Source organism: Oenococcus oeni DSM 20252 = AWRIB129, assembly GCF_000372485.1.
Lineage (GTDB): Bacteria > Bacillota > Bacilli > Lactobacillales > Lactobacillaceae > Oenococcus > Oenococcus oeni.
In genome coordinates, this window is the sequence record NZ_AQVA01000006.1 from 94985 (window position 1) to 109312 (window position 14328).

The 14328-nt window shown below is 37.7% G+C and carries 17 protein-coding genes, 1 tRNA gene and 1 riboswitch; of the genes, 5 read left to right on the forward strand and 13 right to left on the reverse strand.

Annotated features, from left to right (window positions below):
• The first annotated feature begins 1 nt into the window (after window position 1).
• Window positions 2-109 (forward strand): hypothetical protein, encoded by a 108-nt coding sequence (locus A3G9_RS1000000110440; protein ID WP_219314785.1) that lies wholly within the window; start codon window positions 2-4, stop codon window positions 107-109.
• Between the two features lie 259 nt (window positions 110-368).
• On the opposite strand, the gene A3G9_RS0105475 is transcribed toward A3G9_RS1000000110440, so the two are convergent.
• The 5 genes from A3G9_RS0105475 to A3G9_RS0105495 all read right to left on the reverse strand — a co-directional run bounded on the left by A3G9_RS0105475 (window position 369) and on the right by A3G9_RS0105495 (window position 3569).
• The gene (locus A3G9_RS0105475; protein WP_026163837.1) at window positions 369-1673 is read right to left on the reverse strand and encodes an ABC transporter ATP-binding protein; all 1305 of its coding nucleotides are present in this window, start codon (window positions 1671-1673) and stop codon (window positions 369-371) included.
• Entirely contained in the window at window positions 1621-1923 is a 303-nt protein-coding gene (locus A3G9_RS1000000110685; protein WP_080003790.1) for an ABC transporter transmembrane domain-containing protein, read from the reverse strand. Before A3G9_RS1000000110685 ends, A3G9_RS0105475 begins: the two co-directional genes overlap by 53 nt.
• Complete coding sequence (locus tag A3G9_RS1000000110690; protein WP_002818369.1) at window positions 1805-2128, reverse strand: hypothetical protein; 324 nt, start codon at window positions 2126-2128, stop codon at window positions 1805-1807. The genes A3G9_RS1000000110685 and A3G9_RS1000000110690 overlap by 119 nt, the downstream gene beginning before the upstream one ends.
• Window positions 2129-2207: 79 nt before the next feature.
• Complete coding sequence (locus A3G9_RS0105485) at window positions 2208-2630, reverse strand: MarR family winged helix-turn-helix transcriptional regulator (RefSeq protein ID WP_002820383.1); 423 nt, start codon at window positions 2628-2630, stop codon at window positions 2208-2210.
• A gap of 396 nt (window positions 2631-3026) precedes the next feature.
• On the reverse strand, window positions 3027-3569 hold the full coding sequence (locus A3G9_RS0105495; RefSeq protein ID WP_002818359.1) for a GNAT family N-acetyltransferase: 543 nt from the start codon (window positions 3567-3569) through the stop codon (window positions 3027-3029).
• A 77-nt stretch (window positions 3570-3646) separates the two neighbouring features.
• Window positions 3647-3744, forward strand: a riboswitch (purine riboswitch).
• Between the two features lie 61 nt (window positions 3745-3805).
• On the opposite strand from A3G9_RS0105495, the gene A3G9_RS0105500 reads away from it, so the two are divergent.
• On the forward strand, window positions 3806-4402 hold the full coding sequence (locus A3G9_RS0105500) for a xanthine phosphoribosyltransferase (protein WP_032825126.1): 597 nt from the start codon (window positions 3806-3808) through the stop codon (window positions 4400-4402).
• Window positions 4392-5738, forward strand: a complete 1347-nt coding sequence (locus tag A3G9_RS0105505; RefSeq protein ID WP_002818356.1) for a nucleobase:cation symporter-2 family protein — start codon at window positions 4392-4394, stop codon at window positions 5736-5738. Before A3G9_RS0105500 ends, A3G9_RS0105505 begins: the two co-directional genes overlap by 11 nt.
• A 15-nt stretch (window positions 5739-5753) precedes the next feature.
• Here the strand turns inward: A3G9_RS0105505 and A3G9_RS0105510 are convergent, their stop codons facing one another.
• Both A3G9_RS0105510 and A3G9_RS0105515 read right to left on the reverse strand, forming a co-directional pair.
• Window positions 5754-6725 (reverse strand): GMP reductase, encoded by a 972-nt coding sequence (locus A3G9_RS0105510; RefSeq protein WP_002817212.1) that lies wholly within the window; start codon window positions 6723-6725, stop codon window positions 5754-5756.
• Window positions 6726-6917: 192 nt separating this feature from the next.
• Complete coding sequence (locus A3G9_RS0105515) at window positions 6918-7196, reverse strand: hypothetical protein (RefSeq protein WP_002818354.1); 279 nt, start codon at window positions 7194-7196, stop codon at window positions 6918-6920.
• Window positions 7197-7473: 277 nt separating this feature from the next.
• Between A3G9_RS0105515 and A3G9_RS0105520 the strand changes: the two genes are divergently transcribed.
• Window positions 7474-8058 (forward strand): TetR/AcrR family transcriptional regulator, encoded by a 585-nt coding sequence (locus tag A3G9_RS0105520; RefSeq protein WP_002818352.1) that lies wholly within the window; start codon window positions 7474-7476, stop codon window positions 8056-8058.
• 79 nt (window positions 8059-8137) lie between these two features.
• On the opposite strand, the gene A3G9_RS0105525 is transcribed toward A3G9_RS0105520, so the two are convergent.
• From A3G9_RS0105525 to A3G9_RS0105535, 3 genes are all read right to left on the reverse strand, one after another.
• Complete coding sequence (locus tag A3G9_RS0105525) at window positions 8138-8524, reverse strand: VOC family protein (protein ID WP_002820992.1); 387 nt, start codon at window positions 8522-8524, stop codon at window positions 8138-8140.
• A 249-nt stretch (window positions 8525-8773) separates the two neighbouring features.
• A tRNA-Ser gene (locus tag A3G9_RS0105530) sits at window positions 8774-8861 on the reverse strand.
• A 67-nt stretch (window positions 8862-8928) separates the two neighbouring features.
• Complete coding sequence (locus A3G9_RS0105535; RefSeq protein WP_002818348.1) at window positions 8929-10083, reverse strand: thiolase family protein; 1155 nt, start codon at window positions 10081-10083, stop codon at window positions 8929-8931.
• A 73-nt stretch (window positions 10084-10156) separates the two neighbouring features.
• Here A3G9_RS0105535 and A3G9_RS0105540 point away from each other — a divergent pair, with 73 nt between their 5' ends.
• On the forward strand, window positions 10157-11338 hold the full coding sequence (locus A3G9_RS0105540) for a hypothetical protein (RefSeq protein ID WP_002817054.1): 1182 nt from the start codon (window positions 10157-10159) through the stop codon (window positions 11336-11338).
• Between the two features lie 47 nt (window positions 11339-11385).
• On the opposite strand, the gene adhP is transcribed toward A3G9_RS0105540, so the two are convergent.
• From adhP to A3G9_RS0105555, 3 genes are all read right to left on the reverse strand, one after another.
• Window positions 11386-12444: an alcohol dehydrogenase AdhP gene (gene adhP, locus A3G9_RS0105545; protein WP_026163838.1), complete on the reverse strand. Its 1059-nt coding sequence runs from the start codon at window positions 12442-12444 to the stop codon at window positions 11386-11388.
• Between the two features lie 413 nt (window positions 12445-12857).
• The gene (locus A3G9_RS0105550) at window positions 12858-13409 is read right to left on the reverse strand and encodes a DNA-deoxyinosine glycosylase (RefSeq protein WP_018025256.1); all 552 of its coding nucleotides are present in this window, start codon (window positions 13407-13409) and stop codon (window positions 12858-12860) included.
• Complete coding sequence (locus tag A3G9_RS0105555) at window positions 13360-13773, reverse strand: DUF488 domain-containing protein (RefSeq protein WP_002817057.1); 414 nt, start codon at window positions 13771-13773, stop codon at window positions 13360-13362. Before A3G9_RS0105555 ends, A3G9_RS0105550 begins: the two co-directional genes overlap by 50 nt.
• Window positions 13774-14328 lie beyond the last annotated feature (555 nt).

The window sequence follows — 14328 nt, forward strand, 5'->3', positions numbered from 1 at the left end:
CTTGTATTTTGATGTTGACGGTCGCCAAATCAAAGGCAAAAGCATAAGCGACGAAAAGGGTTTGGTTCATTACTATGATGCAGAATCAGGTGAACTGCAGCTGGACTAATCCGCTTTTAAAATCGGATTTAAATAAATTATTTTTAGCAAATAACCAAAATATGAATAATGCCCTTTTCTAATACCTACAAAACCATCAAAAAATTTATAGTTAAAATTTTTTGTGTATATTTCTTTGAGTCATTCGTTCGGTCATATATGATATATGACCTTTTTTTAGCTGCCTTGCCACATAAAATAAATACCAGAAGGGAAATTTTGTTAGTTTAATCTGTTAAAAATAAGCATACTTTCGGTCCTTATCGTTTTTATTTGAATTGAGCATTGTATAAACGTGCGTAGCTACCATTTTGTTTCAACAATTGTTCGTGCTTGCCCTTTTCAACAATTCGTCCTTGGCTCATCACAATAATTTGATCAGCATTATAAATTGTTGAAAGTCGGTGAGCAATTACTAGTGAAGTTCGATTTTTCATTAGCGCTTTTAAGGCATGCTGAATATTTTTCTCAGATTCATTATCCAGGCTGGCCGTTGCTTCATCGAGAATAACAATCGGAGCGTCTTTAAGTAAAGCCCGCGCAATTGAAATTCTTTGTTTCTGCCCCCCGGACAATTTAACCCCTCGCTCACCAACCAAAGTATTCATGCCCTTCGTTTGTTGGTGAATAAAATCGGCGATATCAGCCATTTCAGCTGCCTGCCAAATATCTTCTTCTGAAGCTCCCTGTTTGCCATAAATAATATTGTCTTTGATTGTCCCATCAACGATATAGGTATCTTGTGAAAAAATAGCAATATTTTCTCGCAGAGATCTAAGTTTTATTTTCTTAATATCAAGACGATCAAATTTGATCGAACCATTATCCAGGTCATAAAGGCGATCTATCAATTTGGTAATTGTCGTTTTTCCTGAACCAGAACGCCCAACCAAAGCCGTGGTTTTGCCGAAGGGAATCGAAAAAGTAATATCATGAATAGTTTCCTCTTTCTCATATGCGAAACTAACGTTTTCAAGATTAATTCCCTTAGAAATTTTTGGAAAATTTATTGCACCTTTGTCCTCAACGATCGAAGATTTGACCTGATTAATATCCATAATCCTTCCGTAAGATACCAAAGATTCCTGCAACTGATTCAGCAAAGAAGTCAAGGAACGAATAGGATTTTGTAAAAGTGAAACATAGCTCAAGTAAGCGACTAATTGTCCTACGGTTAATTGATCGTGAATGACAAAATAAGCTCCCAGAGTAAGAATTATCGCCGTTCCGATATAATTAACCAAATCGACTAATGGCGAAAAAATAGCCATATTGTGTGTTACCTGAATCAAATCACGCTTATTTCGATTACTGTTTTCTTCAAAACGTTCTTCTTCCAAATTTTCGCTGGCATAACTTTTGATCAATTCAATCTGTGTTAAAGTATTTTGCATTTGATTCGACATATCGGATTGAGAACGACGGGCCGCGCGAAAAGCAGTATGGATACGGCCACGAAAAACACGGTAAATTATAAACATAAATGGAAAAGTCAGACTGACAGCCAAAGCCATTTGCCAATTAACGTAAAAAATAAAGGCCCAAACACCGATAAAAGTAAAAAAAATTCCCAATTATCGAAAGCATGTTGCTTGAAATTAAATTCTGCAAATTGCTGACATCCCCAGTCAGTCTGGTCATCAAATCACCAGTTTTACTTGATTCGAAAAAATGAGTATCCAATTGAATTATTTGATGGTAAAGCTTATTGCGCAATCCTGTAATCGCCGATTGGCTCAGCACTCCCATGTAATAAACCGAAAAATAGTTCAGCAAGCCTAAAAAAACGGCCGTCAGTAATAAAACCGCAGTTGAACCGATCAGCCAGCTGAAATCTTTTTTTTGGGATCACTGAATCGATGATAAATTGTTCGATTTGCGGAATTACAAATTGTAGCATTGTAATAATCGTCAGAGCTACTACGTTTAAAATCAGTATCCAACGATTATGCAAAACCTCACCAAAAACAAAACGCAGCATTTGCCAAGTAGCGTATTTATTGCCAGCAGTATCTGCTTCTTTTTGCATATTTATACCAAATTCCCTTCAAAAAAATTAATTAACAAAAACCAACCGTAATAAGATAAAAATTATTCTATTTGTCGGTCTATCTCCCGATCAATGATCTGAAGCATTTTGACAAAGTCTTTTTTTGTTGTGTGCTGAAACTTGAGAAAATTCTCGAACCAACTTCGATATTCTGCCGGTTTATTTGCTGACGAAGTTTTTCACCTTTTTCAGTAATTTCCAAAAAGAAACTTCGATGGTCTTGAGAAACCAGACGTTTTTTAACCAGACCCTCTTCAAGAAGATTATTAATCTTCATTGTTGCTGATGGAGCTGTAATTCTCAGGTGGGCTGCAAAATCTTTGGCAGTGCAACGACCGTTTTTGTGGCTGATAGCGTTTAAAGTTCTTCCCAACTCCTGCGGAATTCCCTCAGACTTGGATCTGATACGTGCTAAGAAATGAAGTTTCCGAGCCGTATTATGCAGAATAATATAAGATTGTAGGGATAAATCGTCAGTCAAAATTGGCTCCTATTACTTAGTTAGTTTAACTAATTATATAACCAACAACCAATAATTGCGAATTAACTTTTTAAAGTAAAAACAATATTCTCGCTTCTTAATGGCCGAAAATAAATTTAAAAAAATTGTAGAATCATTAAAAGCCTTTTTCTTTTTATAAGTCAAAGAACTAATTTTATCTTCATCCCGCTTAACAGTCAGAAAAAGCAAAAAAACATTTCATACAAATCACCAATATGGTAAAAATTATTTTTGGAACTAATTTAACACCATAATCCGGCAATCACCAACTGTCTCAGTGTTCTCAAATGTTAAAGCCTTTATTTTTATCATAAAAATGTCTTTTAGGAAAGCAAACTATAAATAATGACACCAATTTATCTCGTTGGATCATATCTATCTAGCACTATTTTTATCCAAATAAAAATAAATGTCTGATTTTCCCGATTGAGTCGTGTAATTATAGTCGAAATCGTTAAATCCCCCTATTTGAAAACCGATTTTCAGGTAAAACTGGCAAGCAGCTAGGTTATTATCTTGGCATACTGCATAAACCCCCTTGTAACCTAATTGGACTGCCCTTCGGAGTCCTTCTTTAATTAACTGATTACCTATGCCCAACTTACGATGATCCCTATTAACTTTTAAATCTTTCAGATAAAGATATTTATTCCAATGTTTTTGATAAATAGCAAGGCCGACACAATTCGAATCATCATAAGCGCCCAAAGCAAATCCATTCTGATTTATTTCCTGCAAATGATATCTTTCATCTGGAAAAGCCATCGTCCTTTTGTGAGTAAATATTTCCACTTCGTACGACCAATTATTATTGAGACGATCAATTTTCATTCGACCAAAAAGTTCAAAAGGCTCGTTTTTCAATCCTAAGTCGCCACGATTATCAAAATCGATTAATTGATAATTAATTTCTGCCATTAATATCCTTTGGAATATATTTTACGTTAAGATTTCCTTGCGCCGACTTTTTTCCTGTGATAGGATACAAATAACAAATTCAGAATGTTGAAAAAGCTTATATATGGTCGTAATAAGGATGACCGTTTCTACCCGGAGCCACAAACTCAGGACTATAAGCAATTAAGTACTTGTGCTGATTTTTCATAGTCTGCGGGAAGCTTTTTCTTCTATTGAAATTAGATAGGAGATTAGTTATCAAAATTTTAGAAGAGAAAATTAAATCCGAAGGCATCGTGCTCGGATCAGATATTCTAAAGGTCGATAGTTTTTTGAATCATCAAATCGATCCTTTTTTAATGTCGCAAATCGGACAGGCTTTTGCTGAAAAGTTCAGTCACGAAAACATAAGTAAGGTACTCACAATCGAATCCTCAGGAATTGCTCCAGCTCTAATGACAAGTCTTCAGCTGCAGGTACCAATGATTTTTGCGCGCAAACACCAAAGCCGTACTTTAAATGAGGAGTTCTTTTCTGCCAGCGTTTATTCATATACAAAACAGACAGAAAACCAGATTGCCGTTTCAAAAAGGTTTATCAATCCCGGTGATCGTGTTTTGATCATTGACGATTTTCTGGCTAACGGCCAAGCGGTTCAAGGATTACTGGATATCATAAATCAGGCGGGTGCCAGCGCTGTCGGCGTCGGTATTGTAATTGAAAAACGTTTTCAAGCTGGACATCAATTAATCTTGTCAAAAAACCTGCCGCTTGTCTCGCTGGCAAGCATTGATCGTTTCGAGGATGGACAAGTCGTTTTTAGTAAACAAGGGGAAACTTCGCATGTCAATTAATAATCGGGAAAGTCAAAATAATCTTGTCGATAATTATCATTCAGCGCTTTTAGGTATTCAACATCTGTTGGCAATGTATTCCGGAGCAGTTCTTGTCCCACTACTAATCGGTGGTGCACTTAAATTCAGTGCTGCTCAAATGACCTATCTTATTTCAATTGATATCTTCATGTGTGGGCTGGCCACTTTTCTGCAATTATTTACTAATCGCATTTTTGGGATTGGATTACCGGTTATCTTAGGCTGCGCCATCCAAGCAGTCGCTCCATTGGAAATGATTGGTCAAAATTTTTCAATCGGCACTATGTATGGTGCGATCATTGCTTCAGCCGTCTTTGTCTTTTTAATTGCGGGCCTCTTTGCCAAAATCCGCAAGTTCTTTCCACCCTTGGTAACCGGAACTGTCATTACAGTAATTGGTTTAACTCTGATCCCAATCGGTTTTGTAAATCTTGGCGGCGGCAGTGCCACAGCTAAATCCTTTGGTTCCGGCAATAATTTGATTGTGGGTCTGTTCACGATTTTAGTTGTTTTGGTTTGCAGTGTTTATGGTCGTGGTTTCATCAGTCGAATCGCCGTCCTGATCGGTCTTCTACTGGGGACAATCTTAGCTTCCTTGATGGGCATGGTTTCCTTTAAAGCAGTTGTTGATGCCAGTTGGTTCCACTTCCCACAACCTTTTTACTTCGGCACTCCACGTTTTGAGGTTTCTTCTATTTTGACAATGATTGCCATTTCATTGGTTTCCTTAGTAGAATCAACTGGTGTTTTTTTCGCCCTCGGCGATATCACCAAAAAACCGATTGGCGAAAAGGATCTCAAAAAAGGTTACCGTGCCGAGGCTTTAGCCGGCATATTAGGTGGTATCTTCAATACTTTTCCGTATACGACTTTTTCACAAAACGTCAGTTTGGTCCAATTGTCCGGTATTAAAAGCCGCCAACCGATTTACTATGCTGCCGGTTTCTTAATGCTGCTCGGCCTACTGCCTAAAATCGGTGCATTAGCAACAATCATCCCCACTCCCGTGATTGGTGGTGCAACCGTGATTATGTTTGGCATGATTGCTATTCAGGGAATCCGCATACTGGAGAAAATGGATTTTTCAAACAACAAAAATATCCTTGTGGCTGCTATTTCGATTGGCGCCGGTTTAGGTGTCAGCGTCGAACCGAATATCTTCCAAAGTTTACCGGAAACAGTTAGATTAATTTTCAGTAACGGCGTTGTTATTGCCAGCTTATGTGCTGTTCTATTAAATTTGATTATCCAACCAGACAGGGTGACTAATAAAATAAAAAATCCTGCTGGAAGTGTTAAACAGCAGGAAAATTAAATTTATTTATTATCTTTAATCACCATTCATGATTGTATTTTGCACAATCACATAATTAACAGTTCTCAAAGCTTGGAGATTATTTCCTCCAGCATAAGAAATCGAGGACTGGAGATCCTGAGCCATTTCGTTTAAGGTGTTTGCAATGTCACCACGGTAAGGAACCAAAAGGTCCTTCCCCTCGACATTCTTGTAAACGCCTTTTTGTTTGGCTGAAGCTGACCCATAATACTGCTTGTAGTGACGATGGTCGATCACCAGATCACTGCCAGGAGACTGTTTATGGCCGGCAAAAAGGGAGCCAATCATAACCATGCTCGCGCCGAAACGAACCGACTTGGCGATATCACCATTATGACGAATACCACCGTCTGCAATAATCGGTTTGCGGGCTGCTTTAGCACACAAACGGACAGCTGCCAGCTGCCAACCAGCTGTCCCGAAACCTGTCTTTAATTTTGTGATGCAGGCTCTTCCAGGACCAATCCCAACTTTTGTGGCGTCGGCACCAGCGTCCTCTAATTCACGGACAGCATCCGGTGTCGCAATATTTCCAGCAACGACAAAGGCCTTCGGCAAATGTTTTTTAATATAATGGATCATATCAATCACAGTATTAGCATAGCCATGGGCAATATCAATTGTGATATAGTCCGGCGTCAAACCAGCATCAACCAGTTCGTCGATCAGACGATATTCTTCTTCTTTAACGCCGACACTGATCGAACTAATCAAACCCCTTTGCTTCATATCGGTCACAAAGTTAAATCTTTTCCCCGGTTCAAAGCGGTGCATAATGTAAAAATATCCATTTTCCGCAAGCCAAATTGCCAACTTATCGTCGATAACCGAAGCCATATTGGCTGGTACGACGGGTAATTTAAAACGATGTCCGCCAAACTCAACACTCGTATCAGCTTCTGAACGCGAGCTGATCAAACATTTGTTAGGAATCAACTGAACATTCTCATAGTCAAATACTTCCATGAAATCACATGCCTCTTTCAATCTTTAGCAGTGGCAATTTTCTCACCAACGAGATTACGATATCGGTCTTTTTCACGAATGTCAAACTTTTTTAAGACTATAGCCCAAATTCGCAATTGGTTAACGATTACTAAAAAATTGCTTGTTTAAAAATCAGTCGTTTCTTGTTAGTTTTTTAATGCACCATTCGATTCAAAAAAAGATACTTGTCGCTAAAGAAACAAAGATCAATAACATCATTATTGATCTTAGTCGATTGAAATAAATATCATTGCTATCCTTTTTATTCAAACGATCAGCTAAGAGGAATAATATCAAAACAACTAGGGCAAGCCAAATTCCCGGGATAATTGTATTCTTTGAAAACTGTTGGCAAACAACCGTAACTATGTTCTTGTGATTTGGTAAAGTTACCGTCGCCAGAATCAACAGGTTGACAATGTACATGCAGATTATTTTAAAGATCTTCATATTTCAACCTCTGTAACCGGATAATTTGTTAACACTATATGCGATGTATACACAATCGTACTACCTATTGACATTCTCTTTTAATATCTCAAAGATATCTTTCTGTACACTCTTATCAATATTATTAAGTACTTCCATCAATCAATCTTCTCATGAAAAAAAATACTATTCAATCCCTTTTGGTTGACAGTTGTCAACCGTTTATCATTGACTCATAATGAAATTAATTGTAGAATATCGGCTCATTTTCAAATAACTTTTTTAGGGGGCGTCTTAAATGCAATGTAACGAAATTGACGAACGTATTTTTACGGCTTTTGTCCTTGTCATCAAAGAATCAAGCTCATATTCCAAAATAACATTAATCAGTGTGGCAAACAAACTGGGGATGTCACGCCAAGCGTTATATAAAACTCACTATCAGAGCATCGATGAACTAGTTATTGCCCTGCATTATTTCATCGATCAGAATCCACAAATGAAATTAAAAAAATTTTTATCTCAACAAGCTGCATATCAACACACCGATTTAATTCATTTTTTTGCTGAAGAAATCCTGCCCGATCTTTACAGTAAACGACAATATTTGCAGATTTTGTACAAGGGCATAGCCTGCCCGCCTTGGACTAGATTTATTATGAAAAGTTATATTGATATTTTAGAACCTTACTTTAAAGGCTCTGAGGCCAAGACTGGTTTAAGCGTCGAATTCATGATGCAACTGGCCGTTACCCAAACACTAACCATTATTGCCAATTGGATGAACCAACCCAAGCCCGAAAATCCTGCTACCTTTTCAAAGAAATTCATCTTCTTAATGACACACTCTATTAATGACTTAATCAGTATTAACCCCGATTAACCATTTAAAGCTTCTGAAAGGTCCTCAAGATACATAAACCAAAGATTGAGTTTACTTTATACCACATACTGCCACATAACTATTGTTTGCTGTAATCAGTAATTCCCAAACGATTGCCGGATAAATCTTCGAATTCTACAGCAAGCCCAGTATGAATCTCGTATGGCTCCGACATAAAATTTACATGTCCACTTTCCTTTAAATGAGAATAGGTATCTTTCACATTCTTGACTACAAACCAAAGCGTTGATTCCGCGTCAGGAAACATGTGCCGATCTTTTAGAATAATGGCTGGTTCATTTTCACCAATTTGAAATCCTATCATCCCTTTGTCGCGGAAATCAAATTTAACAGGCAAACCCAGGACATTTTTATAAAAATCGACAGATTCCGCCATATTATCAACACCTAGAAAAAAGTTATCGTAATCCACTAGTAATAGCTCCTTTGATTGATTATCGTACATACAGTTTCCATTCAGATAAAAGCTTCGATAATAAAAGAAGAATTAAATAAACAGAATTATTCCTTAAATCCTATCATAATTGAGCTCAGCGAAAAATTCGATTAAGTCAAAATAGGAAAACATTAACGAAACCGGTCCATAACATTGGATGCCGATCTATTTTTATAAAAACTAAATATCACCTCGACAAGCGATATCAAGATGTGTAAAAACACTAATGGAGTAGTTCTTGACCTGCCAACGTCATTATGGATGGAGAGAGATTCGAACTCTCGCGCCGCATACACGACCTATCGGTTTTCTAGACCGACCCCTTCAGCCACTTGGGTATCCATCCGAACGTAAATATTTTACACTTTTAAGCCCCTAAAAATCCAGAAAAGTGCAAAATTGCTTCGGATTAGTTAAATTTTTTCAATCATTGTTGAAACACCCATGCCACCGCCGACACATAAACTGGCAATTCCGCGTTTTTTTTCTTCATGAATCAGATCGTACAATAAGGTGACTAAAATCCTTGCGCCAGAAGCACCCACCGGGTGTCCCAAAGCAATTGATCCCCCATTAGGATTAACCTTGTTTAAATTCAGATGAAGTTCCGACGTATCGACCAGCATCTGTGAAGCATAAGCTTCGTTTAACTCGTATAAGTCAATATCCTGATCACTTAGATTGTTTTTTTTATACAGATCATTAATTGCAAAAACCGGTCCGATTCCCATAATCTCCGGATTAACGCCAACGGCATTCCCAAATTTCCATTCGGCTAGAGGATTCAAATTAAGTTCTCCCACTTTTCTTTCGCTGGCTAAAATAACTCCAGCAGCTCCATCATTAATTCCCGAAGCATTTCCAGCTGTGACTTTGCCCCCTTCTTTGAAAACAGCCTTTAACTTCGACAATTGTTCTAAAGAAGTGTCGGCTCTTGGTGCTTGATCTTGCTTAACTTGATCGACAGCAACGATTTCATCATTGAAAAGACCCTTTTTCTCGGCTCTAACTGCCCGAGAATGCGATTCAAGCGCATATCTATCCATCGATTGACGACTAATAGAGTATCTTTCTGCAATGTTCTCGGCTGTAATACCCATATGGAAGTTTCCGATCGGGTCAATCAAAGCATCCCGTAACAATGTATCATCAATCTTTTCGTTTCCTAATTTATGTCCAAATCGATGATTTTTAAGCAAAAATGGAGCATTGGACATCGATTCCATTCCTCCGGCTACAATTATGTCATCAAAACCGCCAGCGATTAATTTAGCCGCCAAATTAATCGAATGCAGTCCCGACCCACAAACATCATTAATTGTCGTGCTGGGAATTGAAAAGGGAATACCGGCTAGACGAGCTGCTTGACGAGCAGGATTCTGCCCGACGCCTGCTTGAATAACATTACCCATATAAATTTCATCTATTTCCTCGGCAGATATTTCTGAACGCTTAAGCAGTGATTTAATAACCGTTGCTCCGAGTTCAACAGCCGTTTTATTTTTTAAAACGCCGCCAAATTTTCCGATCGGTGTTCGAACCGCACTTAAAATAAATACTTTTTGCATATGCAAATATTTTACGCCATATGCAGGAATAATTGAGATTATAGGAATTTACCAATTGAATTAGAATTAAGTAATGAATAAAAATGAGCAGGTAAATATCTCGATTCCAAAAAGAGCCTTTGACAAACTATATTTGAATAATGGCGGTAAAAATAAGCTCCTGGCAAGAATCGATCATAATCGAATTATTCTTCAAGCCAAAGAAACAAAAACAGAGGCACAAACACAATCACTTCGCTGGTTTATGGTTCCCGGCCTATTAGCCGGATTCGTCGCACTGGTCAATTTTTTTATTCAAAAAACAGACTACGTTAAATTATCAGGTGCCAACTCAATCAGTCAAATTACAATTTATTTAGCTGCTCTATTCGGATTTATTACTTTTTTAATCGCATTATTGTTACTAGGCAGAAAACAGTTGGTCATTACAAGTCGATTAGCAAAATTTCGCTCAATCACAACTCTGTCGATTGCGTTTACGTTGCTTGATTTTTCTTTAACTTCCTATTTCTTTTATTTCGTTGATTTGGCCTTTCACGGCGTTATTTTGGATCGGTACACAAGTTCTGCTTTGATTGCCGGCTTTGTCGGGATAGCAAGTTATTTAATGATGAACGCAGCTCAGTCAATTGATTTTTCAACAATCACAACAATTCTGATTTTCACACTTGTTGGCGGAATTTTTTTCTCAATGATCAATAACAAGCATGAAGATTGGTGGCAAATTAATTTCTCTTATTTGGGGTCGAATTTATCAAATAACTGGTGGCAGTTCAATCTGACTTTAATCTTTTCCGCCATGATTATGTTGACTTTAATTGATTATATTTTTTCTTTAATTTTTCAAATCCCTCAGTTCTTTAACACACAAATGAAGGTCTTGCGTTTGCTCTTAGCGGCAACTTCAATCGTTTTTGGTTTAGTGGGTGCTTTCCAAAATAATCGATCGATTATTTGGTTACACGAACTGCATTGGTGGTCCGCCAACGCCCTTGTCATATTAGTATTAATTTTAATTATCGGTTTGAAATGGCTACTGCCGAATGCCACCCGTGAATTTCTTCTAACGGCTTATGGTTTTGCGGGATTGTTGGCACTTTCGGAAATTCTCTTTCAAACCGTGCATTATCTATCACTAACTGCCTTTGAGATTATTTCATTCAGCCTTTCTTTTGGTTTGCTGATTTTATTAATGCAGAATTTAAATACTTTGTATATTGAAAATGCCGAAATTTTTACTGTTGAGATCAAATAAAAAAAGTTCGCTTTAAGCGAACTTTTTTAAATGATTAAATATTTATCTCACATGTGAGTAAAATCAAAGACTTTGCGACCAGTGATCGTGCCCTCTTTCATTTCTTCAATCACATCATTAATATCATTCAAATCAACCTTTTCAACAATTGGGGTAACCTTACCTTCGGCGCCAAATTGGAAAGCTTCTTTCAAATCAGCTCTTGTTCCAACTAATGAGCCACGAACTTCGATCCCATCCAAAACAGTTTTAACAATATTAAGTTCCATATCGCCCTGCGGAAGAGCAACAGCAACAAGCTTGCCCATTGGCCGAAGCGAATCAACAGCCTGCTTGAAAGCTGCATCATTAACAGCCGTAACTTGGGCGTTGTGGACACCGCCAGTGTCCTTTTGAACTTCAGCAGCAACATCGATGCCGGGCTGCTTACGGTTAATCAAAACTTCAGCGCCACCTTCTTTAGCGGCTTCCAGCTTATCCGGATTTCCATCAATTGCAACAACATGGGCACCAAAAACATTATGAGCGTATTGAACAGCCAAATTGCCTAATCCGCCGGCACCATGTACAGATACCCACTGACCAGGTTTGGTTTCGCCGACTTTCAAAGATTTGTACATTGTAACTCCGGCACAAGTAATCGAAGAAGCCTGAGCCGGATCAAGTCCTTCAGGAACTTTAACTGCATATTTAGCATCGACAACAACCTGTTGAGCCATTGCGCCATCAACTGTATAACCGGAATTTCTTACCTTGCGACAAAAAGTCTCGTTACCGGATACACAATAGTCGCAAACACCACAAGCGTCATAGAACCAAGCGATTGAAACACGATCGCCAACCTTCAAATATTGGTCTGCCCCTTCGCCCAATTTAGAAACAATTCCAACTCCTTCATGTCCAACGACACGACGGAAATCTCCGTTGCGTTCGCCTAAAGTATTTGGATCGCCAAAATCTCCGCTTGCACAATGCAGATCGGTGTGGCAAAGACCACAATACTCAACATCTACCAATGCATCGCCAAAGCCTAATTCACGTGGTTTCCAATCATCTATCAGATCAACAAACCCATCATTTTTTTCACGAACAACTGCAGCTTTCATTTTTAGTTCTCGACTTTCTTTGAATATCTTAATTCCTTCTTTTGTAGCAAATAGAAAGACCATTAAATCACGATAATTAAGCACACCGACTAAAACAAACGAACAATTTGAAAGATTCTTATTTCTTCAAACAAAACCAAATAACAGATTATTTGTTTCCAGTAATCTGTGATTTTCTGTCACAAAAGATGGTTTTACTTTTCTAAATTTTTGAGGAATTCGTAAACTTGCACCCTGAAAGTTTGTACAAAAATTTACAAAGATAATATACCATATTATTGTGAAGAAATAAACATTGTGGAAGCGCTTACTTAGATATAATTAAAAAAACTGTCTCAATTCCCCAACAGTTCCCGATTAGTGATATAAAAAATTTGAACTAAAAACGGCAGTAGCAGTATTTGCGCTTCAGATCAGTCATTAAGAGCGTCTTTAACCAAATTCCAACGTTCCATAAAAATCGGTTTGGCCTGTGTGGCCCGATTAGCAGGAGAAGTCGAGGGCAAATAAACTGATTCTTGGCCTATTTTCGGCGCTGCCAATTTGTTAAAGAGCTCCGTGGCTTTTTTTCCTTCTGTAAAAATTGTCCTAATTTGAGAATTCTTTAAAATATCGGAAAAATCATTTGGAACAGGATTCTTAATTGTTGAATCCTGTGCTCCAATAATGTCGGCTTCCTTTAAAGTTATCCATATCGCAACACGATGTTTCAAAGCAAACGATAAACGCGCTTCTTTACTTTTTTCCGGTTCATCAACACCAAGCGTTTTTGCCAAAGTCGACCAAAATATATTCTGAGGGCTGCCATAGTAAAATCCGGAAGCCAAAGATTTCGGAGACGGTAAGCTGCCTAATAATAAAACTTTTGAATTCTCATCATAAATTGGCGGCCAGGGATGGATTACATGAATAAATTCAGATTTTGCTTTCTTGGTCGTCTTTATCAGGCTCCTTTTCCGGTTCATTTTTGCTGAAATCAAATCCTTGACGTTTTAAATAATCAGCCAAAACTTTAGCATTATTTTCATGATCATCTTTAGCTGCATACAATAAAACACTGTCCTCGTGGTCTCTTAAGGTCTGCAAGAAATCTTTGCTGGCGGGATTGCTCGAAAGCTCCGTTAAATAAATTGCCCTAAAAGCCATTTCATCAATATCGTGATCGTAAAACTGTTTGCGTAAATCTGCCGAAGGGGCAATATCTTTTGCCCATAAGTCGATTGCGGCTTTTTCCTTACTAACCCCACGGGGCCAAAGACTATCAATTAAAATTCGATAACCCTTTGATTCTGTTCCATAAATTCTCTCAATTTTGACCATATAAACCATTTTAGCGCGCTAAAAAAAATAAAAATATTCTTTATAAGACCTTTAAGATTGTCAAAAGAATTTCTTGCTTCTAAAGTTTTTATGACATTTATTTAATTTACGATATACAAATTATCAAAACATTTTCCCCTTTTTCTATTAATCTAGTATGTATTGCAAACTAGATGAAATTTTGTTAAATTATTAGTTGGCAATACAAGCTAGTGAAAGAAGGCGATAGTTTTGAAACAGGAAACGTCATCGCAAATGTTAAAAGGTATTCTTCAGGGCTGCTTGCTAATATTACTGACAAAAAAGGGTCTAGAATTTTTGGTGTTGGAAAGTATTTCCATTCCAAAAGTACTAGGCCCTTTTTGATAACAAAAAAAGGCATCTAAGCCTCCCTAGTGCTATGCTTTAAGCGACGAAACTCAAGATAAGCGGGGTAGGAATAGATATCCCAACTAGATAATACACTTAAATTACTGGGAATTACAGACACAAACATTCAGGTGTTCGGTACTCGTGATGAATTTCATGGTCGGGGCTCGGGTCGCAAAAAGTATTTGGTCATCC

Excerpts from the sequence above, each read along its gene's own strand:
- A3G9_RS0105550 (WP_018025256.1), bottom strand. The coding sequence starts at position 13,409 with ATGAACCGGAAAAGGAGCCTGATAAAGACGACCAAGAAAGCAAAATCT.
- A3G9_RS0105535 (WP_002818348.1), bottom strand. The coding sequence starts at position 10,083 with ATGCAAAAAGTATTTATTTTAAGTGCGGTTCGAACACCGATCGGAAAA.
- A3G9_RS0105515 (WP_002818354.1), bottom strand. The coding sequence starts at position 7,196 with ATGAAGATCTTTAAAATAATCTGCATGTACATTGTCAACCTGTTGATT.
- A3G9_RS0105555 (WP_002817057.1), bottom strand. The coding sequence starts at position 13,773 with ATGGTTTATATGGTCAAAATTGAGAGAATTTATGGAACAGAATCAAAG.
- A3G9_RS1000000110690 (WP_002818369.1), bottom strand. The coding sequence starts at position 2,128 with ATGCAAAAAGAAGCAGATACTGCTGGCAATAAATACGCTACTTGGCAA.
- adhP (WP_026163838.1), bottom strand. The coding sequence starts at position 12,444 with ATGAAAGCTGCAGTTGTTCGTGAAAAAAATGATGGGTTTGTTGATCTG.
- A3G9_RS0105510 (WP_002817212.1), bottom strand. The coding sequence starts at position 6,725 with ATGGAAGTATTTGACTATGAGAATGTTCAGTTGATTCCTAACAAATGT.
- A3G9_RS0105505 (WP_002818356.1), top strand. The coding sequence starts at position 4,392 with ATGTCAATTAATAATCGGGAAAGTCAAAATAATCTTGTCGATAATTAT.
- A3G9_RS0105495 (WP_002818359.1), bottom strand. The coding sequence starts at position 3,569 with ATGGCAGAAATTAATTATCAATTAATCGATTTTGATAATCGTGGCGAC.
- A3G9_RS0105520 (WP_002818352.1), top strand. The coding sequence starts at position 7,474 with ATGCAATGTAACGAAATTGACGAACGTATTTTTACGGCTTTTGTCCTT.
- A3G9_RS0105540 (WP_002817054.1), top strand. The coding sequence starts at position 10,157 with ATGAATAAAAATGAGCAGGTAAATATCTCGATTCCAAAAAGAGCCTTT.
- A3G9_RS0105525 (WP_002820992.1), bottom strand. The coding sequence starts at position 8,524 with ATGTACGATAATCAATCAAAGGAGCTATTACTAGTGGATTACGATAAC.